The sequence below is a fragment of the Leptothoe sp. LEGE 181152 genome, from assembly GCF_032906605.1.
Taxonomy (GTDB): domain Bacteria; phylum Cyanobacteriota; class Cyanobacteriia; order Phormidesmidales; family Phormidesmidaceae; genus Leptothoe; species Leptothoe turfae.
In genome coordinates this window covers 615,204-641,629 of sequence record NZ_JASATU010000017.1, presented here as the reverse complement: position 1 = coordinate 641,629, position 26,426 = coordinate 615,204, and the positions used below count along the sequence as shown (strand labels likewise).

The 26,426-nt window shown below is 44.5% G+C and carries 14 protein-coding genes; 3 read left to right on the top strand and 11 right to left on the bottom strand.

The window, feature by feature from the left end:
* Positions 1-64: 64 nt before the first annotated feature.
* The 11 genes from QGP82_RS10965 to QGP82_RS10915 all read right to left on the bottom strand — a co-directional run bounded on the left by QGP82_RS10965 (position 65) and on the right by QGP82_RS10915 (position 20,329).
* The gene (locus QGP82_RS10965; RefSeq protein WP_499059034.1) at positions 65-3,523 is read right to left on the bottom strand and encodes a non-ribosomal peptide synthetase; all 3,459 of its coding nucleotides are present in this window, start codon (positions 3,521-3,523) and stop codon (positions 65-67) included.
* Positions 3,524-3,554: 31 nt separating this feature from the next.
* Positions 3,555-3,806, bottom strand: coding sequence for an acyl carrier protein (locus tag QGP82_RS10960; RefSeq protein WP_499059032.1), 252 nt, complete (start codon positions 3,804-3,806; stop codon positions 3,555-3,557).
* A gap of 75 nt (positions 3,807-3,881) precedes the next feature.
* The gene (locus QGP82_RS10955) at positions 3,882-4,766 is read right to left on the bottom strand and encodes a 3-hydroxyacyl-CoA dehydrogenase family protein (protein WP_499059029.1); all 885 of its coding nucleotides are present in this window, start codon (positions 4,764-4,766) and stop codon (positions 3,882-3,884) included.
* Between the two features lie 99 nt (positions 4,767-4,865).
* Positions 4,866-10,715 (bottom strand): beta-ketoacyl synthase N-terminal-like domain-containing protein, encoded by a 5,850-nt coding sequence (locus tag QGP82_RS10950; protein ID WP_499059027.1) that lies wholly within the window; start codon positions 10,713-10,715, stop codon positions 4,866-4,868.
* 140 nt (positions 10,716-10,855) lie between these two features.
* On the bottom strand, positions 10,856-14,404 hold the full coding sequence (locus QGP82_RS10945; RefSeq protein ID WP_499059024.1) for a non-ribosomal peptide synthetase: 3,549 nt from the start codon (positions 14,402-14,404) through the stop codon (positions 10,856-10,858).
* Between the two features lie 41 nt (positions 14,405-14,445).
* Positions 14,446-15,972 carry a 3-oxoacyl-[acyl-carrier-protein] synthase III C-terminal domain-containing protein gene (locus tag QGP82_RS10940; protein WP_499059022.1) on the bottom strand — a complete coding sequence of 509 codons (1,527 nt, stop codon included), beginning with the start codon at positions 15,970-15,972 and terminating at the stop codon, positions 14,446-14,448.
* A gap of 167 nt (positions 15,973-16,139) precedes the next feature.
* Positions 16,140-16,586 carry a holo-ACP synthase gene (locus tag QGP82_RS10935; protein WP_499059021.1) on the bottom strand — a complete coding sequence of 149 codons (447 nt, stop codon included), beginning with the start codon at positions 16,584-16,586 and terminating at the stop codon, positions 16,140-16,142.
* A 31-nt stretch (positions 16,587-16,617) separates the two neighbouring features.
* Complete coding sequence (locus QGP82_RS10930) at positions 16,618-17,940, bottom strand: salicylate synthase (RefSeq protein ID WP_499059020.1); 1,323 nt, start codon at positions 17,938-17,940, stop codon at positions 16,618-16,620.
* An 82-nt stretch (positions 17,941-18,022) separates the two neighbouring features.
* On the bottom strand, positions 18,023-19,591 hold the full coding sequence (locus tag QGP82_RS10925) for a benzoate-CoA ligase family protein (RefSeq protein ID WP_499059018.1): 1,569 nt from the start codon (positions 19,589-19,591) through the stop codon (positions 18,023-18,025).
* 6 nt (positions 19,592-19,597) lie between these two features.
* Positions 19,598-20,047, bottom strand: coding sequence for a holo-ACP synthase (locus QGP82_RS10920; protein ID WP_499059016.1), 450 nt, complete (start codon positions 20,045-20,047; stop codon positions 19,598-19,600).
* 33 nt (positions 20,048-20,080) lie between these two features.
* Positions 20,081-20,329, bottom strand: coding sequence for an acyl carrier protein (locus QGP82_RS10915; protein WP_163659383.1), 249 nt, complete (start codon positions 20,327-20,329; stop codon positions 20,081-20,083).
* 1,051 nt (positions 20,330-21,380) lie between these two features.
* Between QGP82_RS10915 and QGP82_RS10910 the strand changes: the two genes are divergently transcribed.
* The 3 genes from QGP82_RS10910 to QGP82_RS10900 all read left to right on the top strand — a co-directional run bounded on the left by QGP82_RS10910 (position 21,381) and on the right by QGP82_RS10900 (position 26,307).
* Entirely contained in the window at positions 21,381-22,385 is a 1,005-nt protein-coding gene (locus QGP82_RS10910) for a helix-turn-helix domain-containing protein (protein WP_499059014.1), read from the top strand.
* Between the two features lie 151 nt (positions 22,386-22,536).
* Entirely contained in the window at positions 22,537-25,113 is a 2,577-nt protein-coding gene (locus QGP82_RS10905) for a TonB-dependent receptor domain-containing protein (RefSeq protein ID WP_499059012.1), read from the top strand.
* Positions 25,114-26,307, top strand: coding sequence for an MFS transporter (locus tag QGP82_RS10900; protein WP_499059010.1), 1,194 nt, complete (start codon positions 25,114-25,116; stop codon positions 26,305-26,307). It begins immediately after the preceding gene.
* The last annotated feature ends 119 nt before the right edge of the window (positions 26,308-26,426 follow it).

The following is a 26,426-nucleotide window of genomic DNA, read 5'->3' as shown; positions in this document are numbered from 1 at the left end:
GACTATTTATCTGAGATGCTGACTCTGAAAGCTGAAGCAGGTTGGCTGAAGCAGGTGGCTGATATTAGCGTCTACGTTTTGTCTGACGACGCTGTTGTAACTGTTTACGATGTTTAGCTCTGGTGAGTTGCCGATGGCCAACGTTGTTATTGTTGGATGAACGGCAGAAGTATTGAGATAATGCTTGGACAGTGGGATACCGAAACATTTCTATCAAAGGAATGTCTTGGTTAAGAATTTCCCGTATCTTGATATGGGTTTGAACCAAGTGAACAGAGTTTCCACCCAGATCAAAAAAGTTGTCGTAAATACCAACTTGGGGAATCTTCAATATGGTTTGAATGATATCGCTGAGTTGTTTTTCAATCTCATCGGTGGGGGCAACATATGCTTGCTTTAAAGGTGATTCACTTAGATCAGGCTGAGGTAATTGGCGTCGGTCAACTTTACCATTGGCCGTTAGGGGTAAGCTATCTAAAAAGATAAAGGTTGATGGCACCATGTATGCTGGCAGCTTTTCAGCTAGGAGCTTTCGTAGCTCTGGAGTCAGCTGGGATTCTGTCTTTGCTGACTGAGCCGTTACGGGATAAGCCACAAGCCGCTTTACTCCTGGTCGCTCCTCTATAGCTGTGACAACGGCAGCGTCAATGGCTGGATGTTGGACTAGGGTGGCTTCAATTTCTCCCAGTTCGATGCGATGACCGTTGATCTTGACTTGGAAGTCTTCCCTTCCTAAAAACTCAATCACCCCATCTGGCAGATAGCGACCGATGTCACCAGTGCAGTAAAGCCGCTCTCCCGTTTGGGGATGGTGGATAAAACTAGCGTCGGTTTTGGTGGGATTATGCCAGTACCCCTTGGCTAACCCGACACCGCCAATGTAGAGCTGTCCTGGAACAAAAAGAGGACAGGTGTTTAGAGCATGATCGAGCACATACATGCGCTGATTGGCCATGGGGTATCCATAGGGAATACTTTTCCACCCAGGGGAAACTTGGGCAATGGGATAAAGAATTGACCAGATGGAGGCTTCTGTAGCACCCCCTAAACTAATGACCTGGGCCTCTGTAAAGGTTGTTCTAATCTGTTCTGGTAATTTCAGAGGTAGCCAATCGCCACTGAGTAAGACCAATCGTAGGGCTGACTGAATCGGTTTTGATGCGGCAGCTGCATATTCGATTAACATCTGCATCAATGCAGGTACCGAATTCCAAAGGGTGACCTGATGCTGGATTATCAGCTCGAGCCAGTGGGCTGGGTCACGATTGGCCTCGGCCTTAGGTAACACTAATGTGCCACCCGCAGCCAAGGTACCAAAGATATCGTAGACGGATAGGTCAAAACTGAGGGATGATAGGGCGAACGTGCGATCGCGTTGACTCACTCCAAACCGCTGATTAATGTCTAAAACAGTATTCACCACACCTTGATGGTCAATGGTTACACCTTTAGGTAATCCTGTGGACCCAGACGTGTAAATAACGTAGGCAATATCTTCAGGACGCTGGACAAATTCCAGAGGGCCTTCTGGGCGTTCATACTTCAGGGTATCGACACAAATACGCGTGGTCGTTGTTGGCCATTTTAGAGTCTGCTCCCACTCAGTCTGGGTCAGTACCAGATCAATGTTGCCTTGTTCCAGGAGATGCCAGCGGCGTTCTTGGGGTAAATTTGGGTCAATGGGCACATAGGCCGCTCCGGAGGTTAAAATTCCCAACACCGCGACAATTTGTTCCCACCCTTTTGCCATGACTACCGCTACCAGATGGTTTGGCTGTGCTCCTAAGCGGCGGAGTTGTTGACCGAGCTGTTGGGCAAGGTCGCTAAGTTCTTGATAGGTCAGGGTGCGATCGCTAGCAATCACCGCAGGCTGGTCGGGCTGGTTAGCCACCCGCTCAAAAAACAAACCATGTAAACATCGACCCCTATCTTCCCCCAAAGAGCTCTCGGTTTGATTAATCGCAGCAATTTGAGCTACTTGAGGTTTGGGTAACAGCCCAGGACTTGTCGCCTGCCAAACCGCTTCCTCTGTTGCCAATCTCTCTAAGAGGTTGCCATAAGCGGCAAACATATCATCTAAAACCCCTTCCGGGAACAACTCCTCAACACAGTCCCAATTGAGAAACAGTTCCCCAGACGGATTGAAAAAAACTTGATGATCGAGATAAACCTGGGGCGTTTGGGTAATCATATAAGTCATCTTACCCATGCCCTTAAGCATATCTCGATTGTAGGTTGTATCTACATCGGTATTGAGGTTATCAGGTAAACCATCAGATGGGCTAACTACAGACTGTTCTCGACTTAAACTTTCGTTGGTCAAGGTACTGGTGAAAATAACAGGGGTTAAGGCTTCAGCCGGACGGTTTTGAATTCTGGCTAACTCTCGTATAACCTTGACTCCACTATAGTAACTGTGATCTAAGTCATCCCAAAACTGTTCTTGAAGTCGCTTGGCACGAGTTTCAAACGATGTCGATGAAGTATTATCTACCGATAGTAAAGTGACTGAAGTAAAATCTCCTACAATTTTATCAACATCAGGATGTAAAGGTAAGCGGTTATAAAGGGTTAGATTAAGCGTAAACTTAGGGTTCTTACTCCAAAGAGTCAAAATTTCTGCAAACGCTGCCAGTAAAATGCCAGAAGGCGTTAAGTTTGCACGATGAGCCCGTTGCTTCAGACGTCGCCAGGTTGTTGCATCCATCTGCTTTTCTCGTCGCACAAAGTGAGGTGAATCAACGGATGCAAGACTTTTCTGTAGGGGAAGTTCTGGGGCTGGGGGTAACGTTATTAGACGCTTTTCCCAATAATCTTTTGAACGTTTATAAAGCGGAAACTTATGGAATTCCAGCTCAGCTAGCACATAATCTCGGAAAGACAACTTCAGAGGCGGTAGCGAACGTCCAGGAGCTCTAACTAAATCTGCCAATTCAGCCAAGAGCAACTCACAACTCCAAGCATCACCAATGAGAACATCAAGACTAAAGCAAAATCTGACCTGATCAGGGTTGAGATAAATAGCTTGAATTTCAAACAGAGGCCATTGTTCCAGCGGAAAAACCTGATGGGACATCTGCTGGCGAATGCTCTCTGATTTCAGAGCAAGTGCTTCAGCACTTGCTCCCCGTAAATCAGTTACCTGAATTTGGTAGTCGGGAACCTCCGAGAGAATTTGCTGTTGTCCATCCTGACGGATGATCATACGCAGCATTTCGTGGCGTTGAATTAACTGTTGCCATGCCTGATTGAGCTGGACCGGCGAAATCCCATCCGTTTCAATTTCAAAGTAGCCATGGGTTGAGATATTGCCTAACTCCAGTCCACCCTGACGACCTATCCAATAGGCTTGTTGAATGTCTGTAAGTGGAAAGGGGTGATAGCGCTGCTCTAAACCAGGCACAATGGCAGGGAATCTTTGCTCAGAAGAGCCCCTTTCTCCTCGCAACCGTCTCTCAAGGAGCTGCTGTTTAGCCAGAGATAATTGAGACTTTTTAGCAACATTTTTTTCTCTTAAAGACATGTAGATCACCTATGGGAAAAGCATCAAAATCTTAATGACCTACTGGGAGACTAGTTTTTCGCTCAATCAACTGGGTCATCGCATTGACTGTTCTGAAATTTTCAAAATCAAGTTCCTCATCTTTGACGGTCAATTGAAACTCTTGCTCAATAAAGAGAACTAACTGCATTGCGAACATGGAGTTAATAAAACCAGTTGCAAAAATGTCTTCATCTTCCTGTAATTGATAATCTTGAAAGTGCTCCGAGAGAAATCCATAGAGCTTTTCTTTTATTTCCTTCATTTTGCCTAACTTAGCTCAGCAACAACAATCTGAATACTTAACTGAAAAACCAAAAATATTTAGTTGAACAATAAATCAACTCAACTTTTGACCTTTCACATAGGTGTAAAACCCGCGATTACTTTTACAACCATGTAATCCAGCATCCACCAATTTTTTTAGCAACGGACAGGGGCGATATTTATCATCATTAAAGCTCTCATACAAAACCTCAATGGAATAGAGAATCGTATCTAGTCCAATTAGGTCTGCTGTCTCTAATGGTCCCATCTTATGGCCAAAACATCCTTTAAATAAGCGATCAATTTCTGAAACAGTAGCAACTTGATCCTGCAAGATAAAAATAGCTTCATTGATGGTCAACATCATGACTCGGTTGGTTACAAATCCAGGAGCATCATTGACCACAATTGAGTCTTTTCCCATCTGATGCAGCAGTGTTTGGGCACTTTGAATGGTTGTTTCGGCGGTATGATAACCTCGAATAACCTCTACCATAGGTTTTATCGGGACAGGATTCATGAAATGCATGCCAATAACTCTCTCTGGTCGCTGAGTGACTGAACCAAATCGAGTGATGGAAATAGCTGATGTATTGGCAGCAAAAACAGCCTCAGGAGGACAAATAGAATCTATTTTCTGATAAATAGTTTGCTTGATATCCCATTTCTCAGTCGCATTTTCGACAACAAATTCAACCCTTTCTAGCTGCTGGTAATCTGTAGAAAAGTGCACCTGATTTAAAACATCTGACGTACTCAACTTAGCGGTAGATTGACGAGTAGAATCTGAGAAAAAGCTCTGTAGTCGGAGATTTTTGCGGATTTCAAGCTCGGCTCGCTCTAAAATCCCATCAGAAATATCAAGTAACGTAACCTGGTGACCTGTTTGAGCCAGACTTTGGGCCAGACCAATGCCCATTGTACCAGCACCAATAACACCAACTGATTTAATTTCCATGACTGTCATTCCAGAACTAAGTGCAGACAAAAAGTAGTGATGCGGATATGAATGAGAAATTATTCCATGAACTATAATTTTCGTTTAACTTAGAGCAGCTCAATCTTGTTGGGCAGCAAGTTGCTCGGCTTCTTGCTCATCTAAAGCTTCTAATTCCTGAATGAGTATATTTTCAATCAGGACCGTTAATTCAGATACAGTAGGACACTCAAACAGGCTACGAACGGGTATCTCAATCTGAAAAATATCGCGTAATTGGTTGATTAAAATATTACCAGTTAGAGAATCACCCCCCAGGGCAAAAAAGCTATCGTGAATGCCCACTTGCTCAAACCCTAGTAATTCTTGAAACTTCTGAGCCAGTTTATTTTCTAAATCACTGCTGGGTGCAACATAAACATTTTTAAGGCCAGCAGGTCTTTGATATTTGGGTTTGAGTGTTTCAATATTTGTGGGCGTTAAACGGGCAAGCTCTTGTTCACCCGTATCCGCTAGGAAATCTTGAGTTGAAATGATGACTTGAGGCTCTGTACTACTTGATAAAATGCGCTCAAAAATCGCTACTCCTTCTGCAGGTGTCATACCAGTTCTGAATGCTTCCTCAGCAGTTGCCTCATACTCTTGCTGGACCGTCACAGCTGTGCCAACCCCCTGCCAAACATCCCAATCAACACTTCTGATAAACCATCCATATCGATAGGTGCCGTAATGGGCAAAACTATCGAAGAAGAAATTTTCAGCGCTGTAATCAACTAGACCAGCTTCGGGCTTTAACGTTCTCAAAGATGAACAGAGTATCCAAAAATCTAACTCGTTATCTTTAAGTAACTGCTCCAAGACTCTAATGCCTTTTACCTTAGGTGCCATATCAACAGCAACAACATCTTGAGTCTTGAGTTGTATAATCCCGCCTCCGCGCACAAAAGCAGCGTGAATTACCCCCTGAATTTGACCAAACTGGGTACAGGCCTGCTCAATGACCGCTTGCATTTGTTCTAGATCGGTCACATCAGCACCCACAGCCATTACTTCTGCACCCAGGCTTTCTAGATGCTGAATTTGACGAATTTTCAGGCTGACACTCTCCTGCTGCCCGTGGGTGGCTAACCAATTTGACCAATTATCACGCTCTGGCAGGGATGAGCGTCCTGTTAGAACCAGTTTGGCCTGGAAGTTTTCGGCTAGATAGGTTGCTAGTGTTAGCCCCACACCTCCTAGTCCACCCGTAATCAGGTAAATGCCTTTCTTTTTTAACCTGGATTGTTTCTTGTTGACTGTCCCCAAATGCATCGATTCAAAGGTTTGCACCCAGCGATGACAACCGCGATACGCAATCATTTGCGTAGAGGAGATGGGATGATTAAATTCCATCAGTAACCGGTCCACCAACTGCTGTTGTTGATAACCCTTTGTAGTAGGTAGGACAAGGTCAATACAACGGCACTGGATGTGAGGATACTCGGTCGGAATAACCTGACAAGGACCTAAAACTAAGGCCTTCTCTGGGCAAATATCTTCTGTTCCGGTTAGACCTTGTAAATTGTTGGAGACAACATTTATTTCCAGAGTGTCTTTGAGATTATGTTCTCCCAGGGCCTGTGCTATAAATAACAGACTGTAAAATCCTAAGGTCTCAGCAACTTCGTGCTCATTTTCTGCATTGACCAGCCATAAATGGATGATTTTTTGAGGTAATAAATTCAGTGCCAACAGCTCATTGAAAAGGGTTTGATAGTCCCCAGGTCGCTGTGGATTAATGGTATAGGTGTGCTGCTTGTCGTGGTCAATATCCCTGGCAAACCCTTCTCCAATTTTAACGACAACCACCCCATGCTCTTCCGGTGTCAACTGCTGGATAATTTGCTCTCCTAACTCACAATCATCCATAAATACTAACCAGCACCCTACACTGGTCTGGGGTGTCCAGGATGGTAGGGGTGATCGCTGCCAGGAAGGGGTATAGAACCAGTCTGACATGTCTGGCTGCTTCTGATCGGAGACAGACTGTTTCCCTGAAGAGACAGCTGGAATATCGTTAAGCTGACTAAAGGCTGGAGGAACCGAGGGCGTTGCTAGGGCAGATGCTTGGGCAACTAAAATATGCTCACCAAACGCAGGAAACTCTGAAAAGGCTTCAACGTTATCAAATCCATGAACAGTCAATAAGTCTTTCCACTGTTGTTTAGATAAGTAAGGATCGCCCATATTACGCTGCCCCGTTGCATCAGCAATCGGCTGCATCAAGACGCCATCCATGATGTCAGCTTCTAAACGAGCTTCTGTAATTTCCCACAACAGGAGTATACCGCCAGGAGCCAGTAATGAACGAGCATACTTCACCGTAGCATCTATATCCTGGGCAACATGAAGGACGTTAAATGCAATCAAAAGATCAAAACTATTGGCCGCATATCCTTGCTCCTGGGGTGATTTTTCAACATCCAAGACTCCGTAATTAATAAAGGAATACTGACTAAACTTCTGTTGTGCAATACTCAAGAAAAAACTGCCAACATCGGTAAACGTATAGTCAGTTTGGGTGGCTGGCAATAGTGGCAATACCTTTTCGGTAGCGCTACCGGTACCCGCCCCTAGCTCTAAAATTCTCAGTTTGTTATTAGCCGGTAGAGCATCCACAATGGTTTGGATGATCGAAACTAGAATTGGCTCGTAATACGACATTGAGGGGTACTCTGGTACGGTATACCCTGCTTCCTGTAGTCGCATGGAGAAGTGAAATTCTAGGGGCTGTCGTTCTCCTGTAAGAATAACTGGCAGATTCATGCCATAAATGTGATAAATATCGTCGATCCATTCTGGCGAGATTACAGCAGCAGACTTAGCTTTAACATCGGCTAAACGATGACTAATTGTTTCAGGTGCCAAAGGCTCTAATTGGCTAAATTGACCTGATTCATCCCGTTGCAGACAGCCGTGAGCAACCAACACATCTAACCACCGTGCTAACAGTTCTCGATAGCGGGGAATAACCCTGGTTTGTTCGAACAGCGCCTCTAATGTGTAAGTTTGCGTAGGTTGTTGAAATGTCCCTAGCTGCCTGAATGCTTGATTCATATAGGCAATGCAGAGATGATCAAGGGCCTGCCTGTAATTTGCATGAGTATGGCTATCTAACGTTTGGACACCATCTAACGCCTTGCCCTGTGCGATGGATACAAGCGATTGCCAAAATTCTGGCGTAGTCAATCGTGACTGTGTAGATGACTCATCTGGAGCATCAACCCAATAGTGCTGACGCTGAAATGGATAGGTAGGTAGGGGAATGCGGTAGCGCTTGTGCTGGGCTGAGATAGCTGACCAATCGATATCAACGCCTGCTAGCCAGAGTTGGGCCACAGTATTAAGAATAAAGGCTTTATCTGATTGGGATTCATAGGCATTACGCAGCGAGGCAAGGGCAATTTTTTCAGAGGCAGCGGCCTGATCTAGGCACTGTAACGCGAGACTACTGAGGGTTTGTCCAGCCCCAATTTCCAAAAGAATTGGCTGTTGCTCTTGCCATAGTGCCTGTACCTGATCGGCAAACTGCACTGGTTGGCAGAGATGCTGTATCCAATAGTCCGGATTTGTAACCTGGTCTGGTGTGATCCAGGTTCCAGTAAGGTTAGAGACGTAGGGAATATTGGGGGGCTGCAAGTTAAACCCCGCAACCAATGTCCTAAATTCTGGCACAATAGCTTCCATCATATGGGAATGGAACGCATGGGAAGACTGTAACCGTCGACAGGCCAGTCCTTGTTCAATTAACTGCGTTTGTAGTTGATCGATGGCGTCTGGTTCTCCGGCAACTACACATTGAGTTGCACCATTCACCGCCGAGAGGGATATTCTCTCATTCAGCAGGGGCTGTACAGCTTCTGCTGAAAGCGGCACTGCTAACATGGCTCCGGGGGGCAGTTGGGCAATCATCTCGGCCCGTTTAGCTACGAGTGTCAGGGCCTCTTCCAGAGATAAGACGCCGGCAAGGGTCGCAGCAACATACTCACCAATGCTATAGCCCACCATGGCACTGGGGTGAATCTCCCAAGATTGCCACAGTTTTGCCAGGGCATACTCAATGACAAAAATAGCAGGTTGGGTTAAGTGAGTTTGGTTGAGTACACTGGTATCTTTGCCATCAGCCTGGCGATCGCGACCCAGCATCTGACGCAAATCAAGTTTAGGCGCTTGAGCGGTAGCGTCGGAGATGACAGCAGGTGTGTCTGTGGACTCAGCGCTTTGGGGTGGAAAAATAATCTCTCTTAAATCTATCCCTAAGAGAGGGTCTAAAATTTGGCAGCAGTTGTCGATCTGTTGGGCAAAGATAGGCTCAATGTGATAAAGCTCTTTAGCCATGTCTTCATAGTGACTGCCCAAGCCTGTAAACATGAAGGCAATCGGGCGTTTTTGAATGGCTTGTTCCGTAGTTAAGATGCGTTTTGGATCCTGTAAAGCTGCGATCGCATCTTCGACTGACCGGGCTATCACTGCTCTCTTATGGGAAAAGTTCTGGCGACCCCGTTGTAATGTGTAGGCAACATCTGCTAGATCAACCTGGGAATGCTGCTGTAGATACTGAATTAAATTTGTTGTACTTTGCTCTAAAGCGGCCTCTGTTTTAGCCGATAGAAGTAGTAACTGCCAGGGACTATCCTCATCAGTCGACTGTTCCCGATCTACCAAAGCACTCTGAGGAGCTTCTTCCAAAACCACATGGGCATTGGTTCCACCAAAGCCAAATGAACTTACCCCTGCACGGCGAGGAGTGCCATTGGTTTTCCATTCCGATAACGTTGTATTAACAAAGAAAGGGCTATTGTCAAAATCAATTTGGGGAGAAGGTGTCTCAAAATTAACGTTCGGAGGGATACATTTACGATCTAAACAGAGCACAGCTTTAATTAACCCTGTGATTCCTGCGGCAGCATCCAAATGACCAATATTGGTTTTAACTGAACCCAAGGCACAATATCCCTTTTTTTCAGTGGCAAATGCATGGGTAAGCGCTGCAATTTCAATGGGATCCCCCAACTTTGTGCCAGAGCCATGGGTTTCCACATAGGTGACAGTTTCTGGCTCTACTTCTGCCATTAGTTGAGCAGACTGAATAACTCGCGACTGAGCCAGTTCGCTGGGAGCGGTGTAGCTCACCTTGACAGCTCCATCATTGTTGGCAGACATGCCCTTGAGCACAGCATAGATATAATCTCCATCGGCCAACGCTTCTGACAACCGTTTGAGCACAACAATTCCCACCCCATTGCCTCCAACGGGACCGTTGGCACGGGCATCAAAGGCCCAACAATGTCCATCGGGGGAAACTCCCTCCGGACATAGGGTCATGGCGTTTTGGGGGGCTTTGATGGAAACCCCAGCTGCCAAGGCCATATCACATTCGCCACTGAGCAGACTTTGATAGGCCAAATTTACAGCTATCAGCGAACTGGAGCAGGCCGTGCCAACGCTGATGCTGGGACCGTTGAGATTTAATTTGTAGGAAACACGTGTGGGTGCGTAGTCTTTATCAGAGGCCAGTAGGATGGGAAAATATCCCATCGTTTGATGCAAATGGTTCGGCAACAGGTTATACAACAGATAGGTGCTTCTACCAACGCCCGCATAGACACCAATGGTGGCCATTTCCTGTTCAGGATCGTAGCCCGCATTTTCCAATGCTTCCCAGGCACATTCTAAAAAGAGGCGATGCTGGGGATCCATGATTTCAGCATCCCTAGGATTGATACCAAAGAAAGAGGCATCAAAGAGATCGATATCCTCCAATATGGCCGCAGCCTTGACTGAGTCGGCTGAAGAGTCTTCTGAGAAAATCGAGACAAATTCTTGTCCTGCCACCAAATTTTGCCAAAAAGCCTCAATGTTACGACTACCAGGAAAGCGACCAGCCAAACCGATGACGGCGACCTCTAAACCATTTTGCTCAACTGCCATGGCATTTTTTATGGGGGTAGATGGAATAATACGGGTTGTGGTTATTACACTTTGGGAAGTGTAGATGGTTGAAGAAGAAGCAAAATATGCGCTTACAAGCACAATTATTAGGACTATTGTTATCGAGTCACCCTTAACAATTAGTTTTGGAATTTGCTTGTCTTGATCTTAATAGCTTTAGCGCGTTGTAGCTGTTGCTTAAGTCTCTGTTTACCTTCACTGAGACTAATCGCTACTTGTTGCTTGTCTAACGGTTTGCTTGTTGGAGAAATCGACGCTGAACGATGCTCGGCCGACAGATAGTCAGCTAACGTATGAATTGTGGGATACTTGAACAAATCGGATAGTGATATTAATTCTACCTCATTGACTAAACATTCTTTTAGTCTATTGAAAACTGCGGTAATCAGTAGTGAATTACCACCAACCTCAAAAAAGTTGTGATCTACTCCTACCTTTTCTATATTTAAGGTGTCTTTCCAGATCTCACAAATTGTTTTTTCAAGTTCATTTTGAGGGGCAATATAGTCAACTGTTAACCCCGACACCATGTCGTTAGGTAATGAGAGTGCCTGACGATCTATTTTGCCGTTAGCTGACAAGGGTAACGCTTCAACAATCACAAACACTGATGGAATCATGTAGTCAGGTAGATGCTCCCTTCCGAACTGCTTGAGTTCATCTACTGCAATGCTCCCATGTGGAACGATATGAGCGACTAACCGCTTTTCATTGAGTTGTTTGCCGACTACGCTGACTAAAGCCCGATTAACGGTCTGATGTTGCCCTAAAACTGCCTCAATTTCTCCTAGCTCGATGCGATAACCCCCTAGTTTTACCTGAAAGTCTTCCCGGCCTAAAAATTCAATATCGCCATCGGGTCGGTAACGACCTAAATCACCTGTACGATAAAGTCGTTCGCCACTGTCTGGATGGGTGATAAAACTAGCATTGGTCTTAGATTCATCTTGCCAGTATCCTTGGGCGAGACCCACACCGCCAATGTAGAGATCTCCTGGTACCCATGTGGGACAAGGTTCTAATCGCTGATTGAGTACGTGGAAGCTCTGATTTGTTAGAGGACGACCATAGGGAATACTTTTCCAGGTTGGCTCTACAGTATGAATGGGGTAGAAAAGAGACCAAATAGAGGCTTCCGTTGCTCCGCCTAAGCTAATAACCTGGACATCAGACACGAGGGTTTGAATGTGAGGTGGTAAGGTGAGGGGAATCCAGTCTCCACTTAACAATACCAAACGTAGGGAGCTGAGTATAGCCGTGTGGTTGCTTGTAGCATCAACCAGCATTTGCATCAGGGCTGGCACAGAATTCCAAAGGGTGATCTGGTGTTGGCTAATTAAATCTATCCAGTGGTCTGGCTCCTTGAGTTGTGAGGCCTGAGGCAGAATAATGGTTCCCCCTGCGGCCAACGTGCCAAAGATGTCGTAAACCGACAGGTCAAAGCTGAGGGATGATAGGGCTAGAATGCGATCGCACGTCCCCACTGAAAACCGCCTATTAATATCTAAAATCGTATTAACTGCACCACGGTGGCTAATTTTGACCCCCTTGGGCGTGCCCGTAGAGCCTGACGTATAGATGAGATAGGCCAGATCATCAATTGTCTGTACCGGTTCAAGCGGTGGCAGTGACTGCCCATAACAGTCTTCACGATTCAACCTATTAAGGTTGATAATATGAATCCCTGTGGGCCAAGAGATTTTTTCATTTAGCCAGGACTGAGTCAGAACAATCTGTGCTCCACTATTGTCCAAAAGATAGGCTCGACGCTGATCAGGCCAGCCAGGATCAATCGGTACATAGGCTGCACCAGCCATCAAAATACCTAGAACAGCAACAATTTGTTCCCATCCTTTTTCCATGGCTACGGCCACCAGCTGGTTAGGTCTAACCCCAATCACTCTGAGACGATGACCGACCTCATGGGCAAGACTATAGAGTTGTTGATAGGTTAGGGTACAGGTTTGGTCAATGACCGCACAGTGTTGAGCTTGCTGACGGACTTGCTTAATAAATAAGGTATGTAACCATTCTGACGTAGTAATACTTGCTTTAGCAATGGAAGCATCACCAATAGCTCTGCTATTGAGTTTATCTCGTTGCGCCAACTGCGGCTGCGGCAGAATCTGTAGACTCGCCTTACCCCAAACAGTTGTGTCAGTAGCTAGTTGCTCTAGCAAGGCACAATAAGCCTCAAACATATCACCAACTAGATTTACAGGGAAAAGCTCCTCAACCACATCCCAGTTAAACGTTAAAGTCCCTTGTTCATCCCAAACTTGAATATCCATCCAAGCTTGAGATGCCTGGGCACTCCCATAAACCAGCTGACCAAAGTGGTTAAACGTAGCCATTTTTTGGCCCAATGCTTCCATGCCTAACGTGCTAGTGAACACAATAGGCATGGCTTTGGGGGTAGTATGCTCCCTCTGGTTTAGCTCTCGAGTGACCCGCACCCCATTAAAATAGCTATGTTCTAGGTCCTGCCATAGCTGTTGTTGAATAGACTGTGCACGTTCACGAAAAGATTTACCTTGGGCATTATCAACAGCCAACAGCGTAACCGAGGTAAAGTTCCCTAGAATCTCACTAATTTGCGAGTGCAACGGTAAACGATTAAAAGAAGCAACATTAATCACAAACTGTAGCTTTTTACTCCATCGCCCCAAGACTTCAGCAAAACTAGCCAACAATATGCCTGTTGCCGTTAAACCAGCTTGTTTTGCCAGCTTTTGTAACTGTTGCCAATCTTGGGACTCTAATCGACTTTCATAACGCTGGCATCGATATTGCTTTAGGTCCTTAGGGTTTTGAGTGAGGGGTAAATCCGGTGGCCCAGGAAAATTATCTAGCCGTGAGAGCCAATAATGACGAGAGCGTTCGTACAAGTTGGTTTGTGATATTTTTTGCTCACCTAAGACAAAATCTCTATAGGATAATTCCAATGCAGGCAGGGCTAGCTCAGGATTTTCATAAAGCTTAAACCACTCGTCAAAGAGGAGAAATAAACTCCATGCATCAAAGATAAGTAAATCATAACTAACATGTAATCGAACTCGCTGTTCTGGTAGTAAGGTTGCCCGAAAATCAAATAGGGGCCATTGATCAGCTGGCAACACTTGATGAGAAAGCTGATCTCGGGTGGTTTTAACGTGAGCATCAACTTGGTCCATCGGTTGTGACCTTAAGTCAATTACCTTAATCTGATAAGCAGGTACGTCCTCTAAGATTTTCTGTTGGCCATCCGACATGACGACGGCTCGTAACATATCATGTCTGCGAATCACCTGATTCAGTGCTTGATTAAGCCTGACGATATCTAGATTGTCACCGTCAATTTCGTAATAACCATGGTTAGAGACACCACCAAGTTCTAACAGACCACTACGGCCAATCCAAAAAGCATGTTGTAAATCTGTTAAAGGAAAAGGCTGATGATGGTCCTGAGGGGCAGGATTCACAGAGGGTAATGCATGGGTAACGGTATCGAGAGTAGCGTTACCCAATAAGTCCAGAATCTCCGACTTCTGCTGTCCTATACGTTTTTTCAATTCTGGGGTAAGTACTCCTTGCGGGGCACGAATATGTAGTTGTGACTTATTATTTTTGTCTATCCATAGCTTTACACCTAATTCAGAAAGCTCCAGTAACATTTGCTGTAAATCCATCGCTTCTCCCCCTGATTGCTCCCTGTTTGAATTATTGAATGTCAAAGAATAATTTCTTGTAAATCTTCTTCAGCATCAGAACTAGAACTCTGAGTAGTTAAATTATTAACAATCAATTGATTCAATATAAATCCTGCTAACAGCGTAATCTCGTCGTTCTGGAATAGCTTGGCTATGGGAACTTGAATGCCCAGATCAAACTCAATTCTTCGCTTGATTTCTAAAGCCATTAAAGAGTCAACTAAATATCTAAGAGATTCATCCGATTCGAGGTGAAGATCAGGATGCTGCAACAATTCCCTGAGGATTTCTAACAGGTAAGTTTCCAAGAGAGGTCTTTGAGCCTTTGATTCAGCAGCTAGAATTTTCTCCCGATAAGGATGGACTTGAGCTTCTTTCTTGCCACTAATTAGAGAAACTGGCTGAGGGGCACACTGCTGAAGGTGCTCAGGTTTCTCTTGCTCTACAACAACTTGCATAGGAGGAGCCGGAGCCGGACCTAGCGCCGTACACCCCCAGCGAATGACCATAGCAGCAGCTGTTGCACCAGCTCCATTACTATAAACTAAGACCAAATCATTTTCGCAAATTTTACCGTCCAGGACCCCATGGTAAAGATTGGCGATGGGATAAACAGGTCCGATATTGGCATAGCGTGGATAAAGATTAATCACACGTTCTGAATTAATGCCCAAGGCTCGGGCACACACCTGGCTGTACCATGGTGTGGGAGTATTAAACGCAAAATAGTCAATCTGCTCTAGGGTGACTCCTGCTGCTTTAATCGCTTCTGTGCAGCAGTCGTGGACAAAATCGACAGCTGTTGCCGCTAACATACTCATATTCTCACCTGTACGAGTGAGATAGCGTGGGTTACCTGCTTGATCAATGACCAATTCGTGGGTATAGGCACCGCAGGTAGATGCCGTATTAACGACTTTACTACCGAGCAATCCCTGACCTGGCTTTAAAGCCTCAACCACAAAAGCCCCCGCACCATCACCCATGGACCAAGCCAGCGTATCCGATGGTTCGACAGCATGGGAGCCAAAGTGAGAAGCGACAACTAACACCTTGGCATATTCCCCTGTCTGAACTAAAGCACAGGCATTCTGTAGAGCGATTAAAGCTCCGGAACAGGTTGAGTCTAAATTCCAGGCAGGAACACTGAGTCCTAACTGATTAGCAAGAGCTACTGCATTGCCCCCACCTGCACCTTTAGAGAAAAGTGAACTAACAACAATCAGATCAATCTGATTTGATGCAAGCTTGCTAGCATCTAAGGCAGCTTTTGCAGCCGCGCACTCTAACATCAGCGAAGACTCATGCTCATCGATGACTCTTCGTTCAACATTGCCTCGAAATGGATCCGATAAATACGGAGCAACAGCCCGAGACCAAATATCCAAATTGTTTAGCGTAGGATTTTCTTGAATAGATTTTCTCACCCGTCGATCACGCGGCTGAGGAATCAGCTCAGGATACTGTTGTCGCCAATAATCATTGGTGCGAATAGTCTTAGGAAAACTCACCGCCAGTGAGCTAATTCCTGATTGATAGACAGTCATGGAACACGTTTACACTCACATAATCACGTTGTCTTTGAACAAATTCATTGAAAAATGGATAGAATCCATGGACTAGACAGGAAAGATGATGACATCAAGCTCTTTGTTCTAATAAGAGTTCATGGTGTTATGGCACATAGCGTAGTCACTCGTATTGAACTTGTTTTTCACCTTGAACTAAGGGCGATCGCACTTGCGATGGCATAAGTCGATGTGTGACTAATACTTAACAACCAAGTTTTAATCCCCAGCTGACGTGCAACGTTCTGAACTTCGCCCTTGAGAACCACTAATGGCTGACCACTGGGCAGTTTCTGAATATCAATGCTTTGCCAAGAATTTTCAGGAACATTATCTCGACCCAGTGCTCTGACGACTGCATTTTTCCCGGCCAAACGACCTGCAAAAAAATGTAAACGGCGAGTACCTACAAATGCATTACGCTGCTCTTGTTCTGTGAAACAATGCTGCTCTAGCGATTTACCTAGCTGATCCCTCAGTAGTTGGAAACGACTAATGTCTACTAGATAAATGCCGTGACTCACCACATTAGAATAATTAGGGTGACCATCAGATAAACTTTGAGAAATTTGCCGTTCGATATCTATCATCATTTCCGGCATTTCCATTGGTAGCACGTGTTATCTAAGGCTTGAGTACTAAATTGGTGAGCATGGTATTCATTTTGTTGACTGACTCGGTATATTCCTTCTCAGGAACTGATTCAGCAACAATTCCGGCACCAGCATTTAAATAAATACGGTCTCCATATTGATAGGCAGAGCGAATTGCGATCGCTAAGTCTGCTCTACCACAACTATCCACCCAGCCAATTCCACCAGCATAGATACCTCTAGGTTGAGACTCTAGGCGATCAATCCATTCCAGGGCTTTACCCTTATTGATACCAGAAACCGTAATACCTGGAAATAAAACCTTCAAAGCATCCCAGAATGTCTTATCTGGTTGCAGCTGACCACCGACCCTGGACGACAGATGTTGTACGCAGCGATATCGCTTAACCTCCATAAAGTTGAAAATCTGAATTGTTCCTGGCAAGCAAATAGCCGTAATTTCATCCTGTGCTAACCAAACAGACAACGCATGTTCTTTAACCTCTTTAGCATCGGTAAACAACTCAGCACTCAATTTTAAATCTTCCTCAAGGGTATTCCCACGTGGCCGAGTTCCAGCTAAAGGATTAGTTGTCACAAAACCATCTTGGCTCACTTCTATCAGTGTTTCAGGGCTAAATCCAACAGCCTGTATATTCTCAAAATCCAGACAGTAAGAACGAGCTGCATTATTAACCTTGGCCCCCACTATATAAGTGCCTAAAACATCTAAATTCCCAGTAAATTCACGCGACCGTGCAATAATCGCCTTATGTAAATGTCCCCCTCGAATAGCATCAATCATTTCACTGACTGACTTTTGATATGTTTCTTGATCGCCACTATCAAGGGTGAGTGATACTGACTCAAGGTTGGGTAGGTCAGCATCAACAAACAGCTGATTTCTAACTTTTTCTAGGGATTGTGTTGTCTTGATTTTTACTCCTTCCTTAGTAAAATGCAATTCGGTTTCAGGAATGAGGAAGTGGCAAAGCGGTTGACTAATTGACTTCGAATATGAAGAGTAGAAACGAGTGATGTCAAAGGCAACATAACCATAGGCTGTCCAATTTTCAAGGGCTAAAGAATTCAGAAGATCCTCAACTTGTTTCAGGGGATCGCTAATGGGTTCCGATTTGGATATATCTAAGCCTTTTAGTGAAACCTCCTGCTGACTTACCGAAACCCTCGCCAATTCACCACCAGCAATACGGGTTTCATCGTTTGCCACATACATGGCGTATTTAGAAAAAATGCCCGCTTGAAGGAGGTTATTTAAGACAACGGTTGGTTCTCTTGTACCGGGAATGAATGTTTCATAATACTTAGTTGAGGGTTTGAATTCTAATACCATGGGAGAACTCCTAATTAGATTTGCACGTCATTTGTCAATGGTTTAAACCTTGTCCTACTGTCAATGACATTCAGTAGAAAAGTTAATGGGAAATGGCGAGTGCTTCATCATTAGCTAACTTATTTTTTAGCTGTTGACGATGGATTTTGCCCGTGGATGTACGAGGTAAGCTATCTAAAAAGTAGATTCGCTTAGGTGTTTTAAAATGTGGTAAGCGTTGTTTAGCAAACTGATAAATGGTTCTTTCTAACTCCAGGGTAGATGATTGTTGAGATTTGAGCCTAATATAGGCAACAACTTCAGTCAATTTTTCACCTTGTTCAGCGGAGGACGTAACAGCTACCTCATGGATTTGTGGATGCTGATGTAAGACATCTTCTATCTCCAATGGCGAAATCCATTGGCCATTTACTTTAAATAGCTCATCTTTGCGCCCAACAAACCAGAAAAATCCGTCACGATCACGCCTATATCGATCTCCAGTTCTCATCGTAGAACCGCTGATTGCCTTACGTGTTTCCTGTAATCGATTCCAATACCCCAACATTAAACTTGGACCACTCACTTGTAACTCGCCAATTTCTCCAATGGAGCAAGGTAATCCATTTTCATCCACAACTTGCACCTCGTATCCCGGCAAAGGTTGTCCAGAACTGCCTGGCTTTGATTTACCTAGCTGATTAGAGAGAAATATATAGAGCAATTCAGTGGTACCAATTCCCTCACAAATCTCTAGATGGTGAGCATCAAGCCACTTCTGCCAAATGCTTTTAGGAAGCTGCTCTGCCGCCGATATACACAGACGCAACGACGACACATTAAAATTAGAGATTTCCTCTATCTCTAATATATTGGCATATACGCTTGGTATTCCGAAGAAAACCGTTGGTCGAAAATATTGAACATCATCAACAATGTCAAAGGCATTGCTAGCATCAGACAAAATTGAGCCAGCACCTACTGTCATAGGTAAATACAGACTATTGCCTAAACCATAGGCAAAAGCCATACTGGCTACGGAATAGATAATATCATCTTGGGTTAACCCAATCGTTTCTTGGCCATAATGCTGGGCACAAAAAAGAAAATTTTGATGGGCATGAATTACGCCCTTAGGACGACCCGTACTACCCGATGTATAAAGCCAGAAGGCCGCCTCATCAGGAGATGTCGATGCATGAACTGTCGATTCTTGCCTTTGTTCAACTATGGATAGAAACGGATTTTTCCCATCCACAAGTAAAACATGACGCAAATAACTCAGCGAGGTAATACTGATCTTTTCTTGCCATGCCTGAGTTGTTAAGAGAACCCTACTTCGAGAATCTTGAAGAATATAGTCCACATCCTCCAAAGAGCAAGCAGGATTGATCGGAACTGGTATGGCTCCCAACCAAATGGCACCCAAAAAGAAAAATATCCACTCAACTCTATTCTCGAGTAGAATGGCCACTCGGTTTTCTTGCTCTATGCCTAGCTCGGACAATACTTGCGCGCTACGTTTTACCAGACTACTAACCTGTGTATAGGTATAAACTGCAGACTTGCTATAAAAGGCAGCCTTGTCACGACAATCTCGATTGAAATTGTTTTCAAGCAAGTAAGCAGCAAGATTAAAAGCATCAGGTAATTTTTGGTAGGTACCTATCATAGAAAACTATTCCCCTGATTTAACTATTCCAATGGCCACCGCATGAACTAAAACGTAAGCTTCTAAATGCCACCAGTTCAGGAACCAACGCTGTATATTGAGTTTCTGCGCGCGAACTCTGGCTTGTCCGTGCAAACAAACTGTTAGTTGTTGCCCGTTAGGATTTGTCTCAATTTCATTCCAATCAATCTCGGCAAGGCCGGTGGCTAGGGCTTTACCGATAGCTTCTTTAGCACCAAAACAGACTGCATAAGCCCAATTAGGATCGCTGGCCAAGCGACAATACTGCAGCTCGTTCAATGTAAATAGAAGGCCAAGACTGCTATCAGCATAACGCTCAATCAATCTGGCGATCCTAGTTGGAGAGACTAAGTCAATACCAAGCCCCTTAACTTCAAAGCATGGATGGTGAGCTAAGAAACAAAAAGGTTTCTCCTTAAGGCATTGTGATTGCACATCTTTTATCCTCTAAAGGATGCAAAAAACTATTTAGCCTGCATCTTGAGCCTTTGCTAAATCGACCAAGGTGCTAACTTCCTCCAACGTCTTATCTTGACGAGTCTCCAACTTAACCCCAACACCGAAATGGCGTTTCAATGCTAGAGAAAACTCAACAACTTCCGTTGAATCTAACTGTAGATCCTTATAAATAAGGGAACTTGGCTTCATCTTATCTGGAGGAATGCCCAATTCACCCAGAATCTCCATGAGAGAATTGATTGTCTGCTGAGTACTCATCTAATTAAACACATCTTAAAAATTGACTAGTTGCTTCGACTTACCGACACACCATATATCAACAACACTTCACCATTCGAATATCTGTCAACATAATTGTTAAGCAGATACTCTAGCACTAAAAAATCAATCAGCTGAAGGACGTACTATTTATTCCTCCTGAACCGTATTACAAACAACCTTGAATAAGAAACGGCCTACAGCACATTAAAGATGCTGGTTGACAACCTTAAACTTATTTGGTTGGGCGAAATAGTTAACTTTCAAAGCCAGGATGTATAACTTGTAAAGAGTGTTATACTTCTAGATCACCCAAAAATGGTGAGGTGACAGTATAGCGTAACTATACTGCGCCAGCACTCTGTTGTCCGATATTCTTTCTATCCTCAAACCTTTTCAACCTTAGAGCAATAAACTCTCTAAAACTGGAAAGCTTTTGAGTAAGTCCTGAAAACATTGCAGTCATCTGAAGATGGAGAAACTGCATCAATACCTACTGATTGATAGCAGTTATTGCGAAAGATTCTCAGAAAAATGACTTACACCTAATTGTTAGCACACTCCTGTGTGATTTTCAACACCTATTTTTTAAAAAGTACGGTTGTTCTCATTTTTCACTGACTTCGTTGCGATCCTTTCAGTGGGTCGGACGCATTGGCAGAACCCTCTTACACAGGTTCAGTACATGAGAATCCGACTATTGCAGTCCTTTCATAGGCACCCTAGAGAGTGAATGTATCTTTAGGGTGAGTTTTGAAAAACCAAAAGGTTTTCCTTTTGGAATGATGAAAAAATCTCAATTTATTAGTTTATTAAATGACTATCCTATTAGTTCATTAAATAACCATACTTTCAATTAATACATATGTACATTCGCTCAAAACTTTGATGTATAAAGGTTATAGCTCTTATGGTCTAGAATTTTTATTATTGAAATTAATTGTCAATAATAAAAAATAATTGTAGGATTCTATAGACGGATTAAAAATGGCAACGCTGTTATGGGGTTGCCATTTTGGCAGGCAAAATAATCTAGCTGGAGGCCTTATGCATGCAAGTGAGCTTTTCTGCTAAAAACGTTGATAATTTATTTGCAGAATGGGGGCAGAAGATTGGTTCGTGTGTGCAGCTAGATTCCACTGATGCAGTGTTAGAGCTATCACCTCGAGTCGGTAAGGGGTATTGGCGACAAATTAGGCTGCGGCCGGGTTTAGAAATATCGATAGAGTATCTTGAGTTTCCCGAGCCTTTTACTGTAGAGGTCTCAAATCAGTTTTACCGAGAGGTAATTGGGTTTAAGTCATCTCTGTCAGGGTATGTTAGAGGCGATTTTTCACCCCTTAAAGATGGGTATCATCTCACTCCGAGACAAAATAGAGTGAGTTTTGCTGCACGCTGCGGGCAGTGGATTGAATATCAGCCACGTCAACCCATCATTCATGTTGAAGTTATTGCTGGAATCTCTACATTAAAAGCCCTAGTGGCTGATCAGACTGATCAAATTTCTGGGGACTTGCAAACTATTTTGCAGGGGCAAAGGGCAACTCCTCTATCAAGAATCCAAACCATGTCTCAAGCTGTATTTCAAGCAGCAGAACAGACTTTAAATTGTCCTTACCAAGGAGTAACACGCCGGTTGTATCTAGAAGGTCGGGCGCTTGAACTCATTGCTCTGCAACTGCCTTTAAATCGTTCGGCAGATAGTTCAACTCAGCTCCAGTCTCCCTTAAAGTCGGATGAAGTTGATCGAATTCATTACGCTAAGGAAGTACTGCTGAGTAATTTGGTAAACCCTCCGTCTTTGATTGAGCTAGCACAGCAGGTTGGACTCAATGATTATAAGTTAAAGCGAGGATTTCGTCAGGTGTTTGGTACTACCGCATTTGGCTGTTTGTATCATCACAGGATGGAGCGAGCAAGAACGTTGCTGGAGGCAAGTTATTCAACGGTGACAGAAGTGGCTCAAGCGGTCGGCTATACCAGTGCGACATCTTTTAGTGCTGCATTTAAGAAAAAATTCGGAATGTCCCCTAGATGCTACAAACTCCGTTCTTAAGTTAGAGTGCGATCCGCTTGCAATAGAAAAAAATCCACCTTGAAGAGGACATAGCCATTGGCATGTCCTACCATCACATCAGCATAGTATTGAGAATAATTTTCATTTTCTGTTTCATACTTTTGCCCCTATTGTGTTGTGAGGAAATAACGTGAGACAACTGTATCTGCTAAAGAGCTTATGTTTAGCTGGTCTATCATGGATTTTTATTTGTTCAACGGCCCATGCTGAATCCGTGGGATTAACGGCAAGGCTAGATGAAGAGTCTTCCACAGTGAGTCTAGTAGATGCTGCGGTAGAAGCTAACGAAGATTGGTTATCTCAGTCGCCCAGGTCTGATATTGAGGTGCCGGTTCAAGTTGAGACTTTAACTCAGATTACAGATGTTCGGCTGGTTCCTACCGACTCGGGTGTCGATTTGTTTTTACGAGCCTCGACAGGGCAACTGTTACCAGTTTCCCCCTCTGTTGTTGGCAATGATTTGATTGCAGATATTCCAAATGCAGTTTTAGTTTTGGCGGATGGTGAACAGTTTCAAGCAGTGGATCTGACGGATGACATTGCCTTGGTCAGTGTTAGCAATCAACCCGACAGTCAGGTGCGGGTAGTTATTTCGGGGGTCAGTGAAGCTCCATTTGCAGATATCACTGTAGAGGAAACAGGACTGTTGTTTAGCGTTGTACAAGCAGCGACGGATAACTTGGCTGAGGAAAATACTCTGCGCATTGTGGTCACAGCGGAGAAAACGTCTGAAGTTGTTCAGGATGTTCCCATTAGTCTAACCGTGCTCACTGAAGATGAACTGGAAGATGGAGACATTACCACCCTTGATGGAATTGCTGGCAATACCCCAAACTTTTCCTCTTTTTCGGCCACTGGCAGCCGTAGTTTTACGTTTTACAGTATGCGTGGTCTATCTAACCAAAACTTTGGCTCTCGGGATCCGGTGGCCTTCTATGTTGATGATGTGCCCTATGACTATGGCAGTTTCCTTGACCTTGATCTGCCTGATCTTCAACAAGTGGAAGTTTTGCGGGGGCCGCAAAACACCCTCTATGGCCGCAGTAGTCAGGCTGGGGTAGTCAATATTATCACTCGCAAACCGACGAATGAATTGTCGTTCAATGGTGCCCTCGGCTACGGTAGCGAAGAAAACCTGGACCTTCAAGCTGGGGTAAGCGGCCCGATTATTGAAGATGAGCTGTTTTATCGACTGTCCGGTAGCTTTGAACGGCGTGATGGCTTTTATGACAACAGCTTTTTAGATGAGGAGTTTGATGAGAAATCAGGGGGGACAGGTCGGGCACAGTTACGGTGGACACCAACGGACGCATGGGACATTTCCATTAATGCATCCTTGGAAGATTATCAAGATGGTGCCTATCCGTTAGTATTGTTGGATGATGATCCCTTTGACATAGAACAGGACTTTAATGGCTTCAGCGATCTCAATACTAATAGTCAATCTTTGAAGGTTGCCTATCTCCAGCCAGATTTCCGAGTGACTTCGATTACCACCCGTCGCTTCTCGGAACAGGACGCTCTGGGGGAAGTTGATCTAACAGTGGCGGATGTACTGCGATCTACCAGCAAGTTGGATTCAACCGTATGGACTCAAGAATTACGCTTGCAATCTCCAGAAGCAGCGGAGCAGCTGCAGTGGATTGTAGGCGGTTACTTTGAGTCTAGAGAGTTTGACAATAATGGCTTTAAGTCGATTTTTGGGGATGATGCGGCAGCGGTTTTGGGGCCAATGACCATTCCGGGATCTAGCAGTATTAATACCGCAGATTCTCGCGATACAACTTGGGCGACATTTGGCCAAGTTAGCTATCGGCCGATTGATCCGTTGAGTCTCACTGTCGGTCTGAGGTACGAGAATACCGACAGTGAGCTTTCACGCTTTGACCAGGTATTTCGTGTTCCAGGTTTTCCTGACACTCCCTTGGCTACATTTGAAGATGTCGATCAAAGTTCTGATGCACTTTTACCACGCTTTGCTATTGACTACCGGTTGAGTCCAGAGGCTACCCTGTATGGCAGCATTTCACGGGGCTACCGTCCGGCTGGTGTCAATGTTTTTGCAGATGGCAGTGAGGCTTCTCTAGTGTTTGATGCTGAGCGCTCCTGGAACTTTGAAGTGGGGGCTAAAACTACTTGGTTTGATGATCGTCTAGGGGTCAATCTCTCTCTTTTTCATAATCCCGTCGACAATTATCAGGTGGCTACATTTAATCCAATCACCTTATTTACTGATAGTGTAAACAATGCCGATGTTAGTATCACGGGTTTGGAATTTGATATAAGGGCAACGCCCCTTGAAGGTTTGGATTTGCTAGCGGGATTAGGTTTGGTTGATGCTGAATTTACCAACTTCACTGACGCCAATACGGGGGTTGATTTTGATGGCAACAGCCTACCCTATGCCCCCGAGTTGACCTACAATGTAGCAGCTCAGTATCGAGCACCGTTTGGATTGTTTGGCCGGTTAGAATTGCAGGGTGTTGGCAAGACATTTTTTGATGAGGCTAATACTTTGAAACAAGATGCCTATGCATTGATAAATGCTCGTCTGGGATATGAATTTGATCAGTATGGGGTGTATCTTTTTGTCAATAATCTTTTTGATACTCGATATATTATTCAAGGCTTTGATATCGGTGGGCAACGGGCAGGTTCCTTTGGTGCTCCAGCAACCTATGGTGTTCAGTTCAAGTCTAATTTCTAAATGAACAGTCACAGACGGGGCCGTAAATTACTCCTCTTGAGCAGTCTGTATATTTCGCAGTACATTCCGCTGATGTTTTTTGTCCAGGCGTTGCCTGTTTTTATGCGCCAACAGGGGGTGTCTTTGGAGTTCATTGGGCTGGTTTATCTGCTAGCGCTGCCTTTGTTGCTGAAGGTGTTTTGGTCTCCCTTAATTGATCGCTATGGCCATACCCGCTGGGGACATTACCGTTTTTGGATTGTTACGTTTCAATTACTGTTAGCGGGTGTGGCTGCCCTCTGTGCATTTGTAAGCTTCCAAACCAATTTTATGTTGTTGTTTGGGTTACTGATGCTTATGGCCACATTAGCTGCTAGCCAAGATATTGCCACAGATGCTTTGGCAGTGAGGCTACTAACTCCAACCGAGAGAGGCTGGGGCAACGGCATCCAAATGACAGGTAATTATTTGGGGGCGATGTTGGGGGGCGGTGCCATGCTGGTTTTACTCAATCAGTGGGGCTGGCGAAATAGTCTGCTTGCCCTGGCATTGATTATAGTAGTTGCACTTTTCCCGATATTGCAATATCGGGAACATTCTTCAAAGGTAGCTCATAAAGCACCTATTTGGATGGATCTGGCCAATTTTTATCGTCGTCCTGGGGTGTGGCGTTGGCTGATGCTACTCACGTTATATCTTATTGGTGGCACCATGGCGGATAGCATGTTTCGCCCCCTTTTGGTGGATATTGGGTTGTCATTGGCTGATATCGGTTGGCTCTTGGGAGTAGTTGGCAATGGCGCTAGCATTGCAGGCGCTGTGATATCAGGATTGCTCGTGGTGCCCATGGGGCGAAAGCGCTCTCTAATCTTTTTTGGGGGAGTACAAATGATTGCTATTTTGACATACCTGTTGCCTGCATCGGGTATTAGTCATCAATTAGTTCTCCATTTTGTCACCATAGTAACTGGTTTTGCTAGTGGTGCTACTTTTACGGTGTCATCCACTGTCATGATGGATAAAAGTCAATTGGCAGCTCCAGGAACAGACTATACGGCTCAAACATCCATTGTTTATCTGGGTAGCTTTATGGCGGCTGGTATGAGTGGTGTAGTTGCTTCAGCAATCGGTTATCAAGGAGTTTTCGGAGTAGGTGTAGCGGTGGCCTTTTTAACGATTCTTCTGATGCGTCGAACGCTAACATTGGCACAATAGTCCATTTTAAAAATACGGTGAAGCAACGGATAAAAGACAAGGGAAAAAATCCGTTTTCAATATAAAAAAATCCGTTTCAAGAATGTTGTATTGCTTGATATTAGCTACGATGGCCGCAT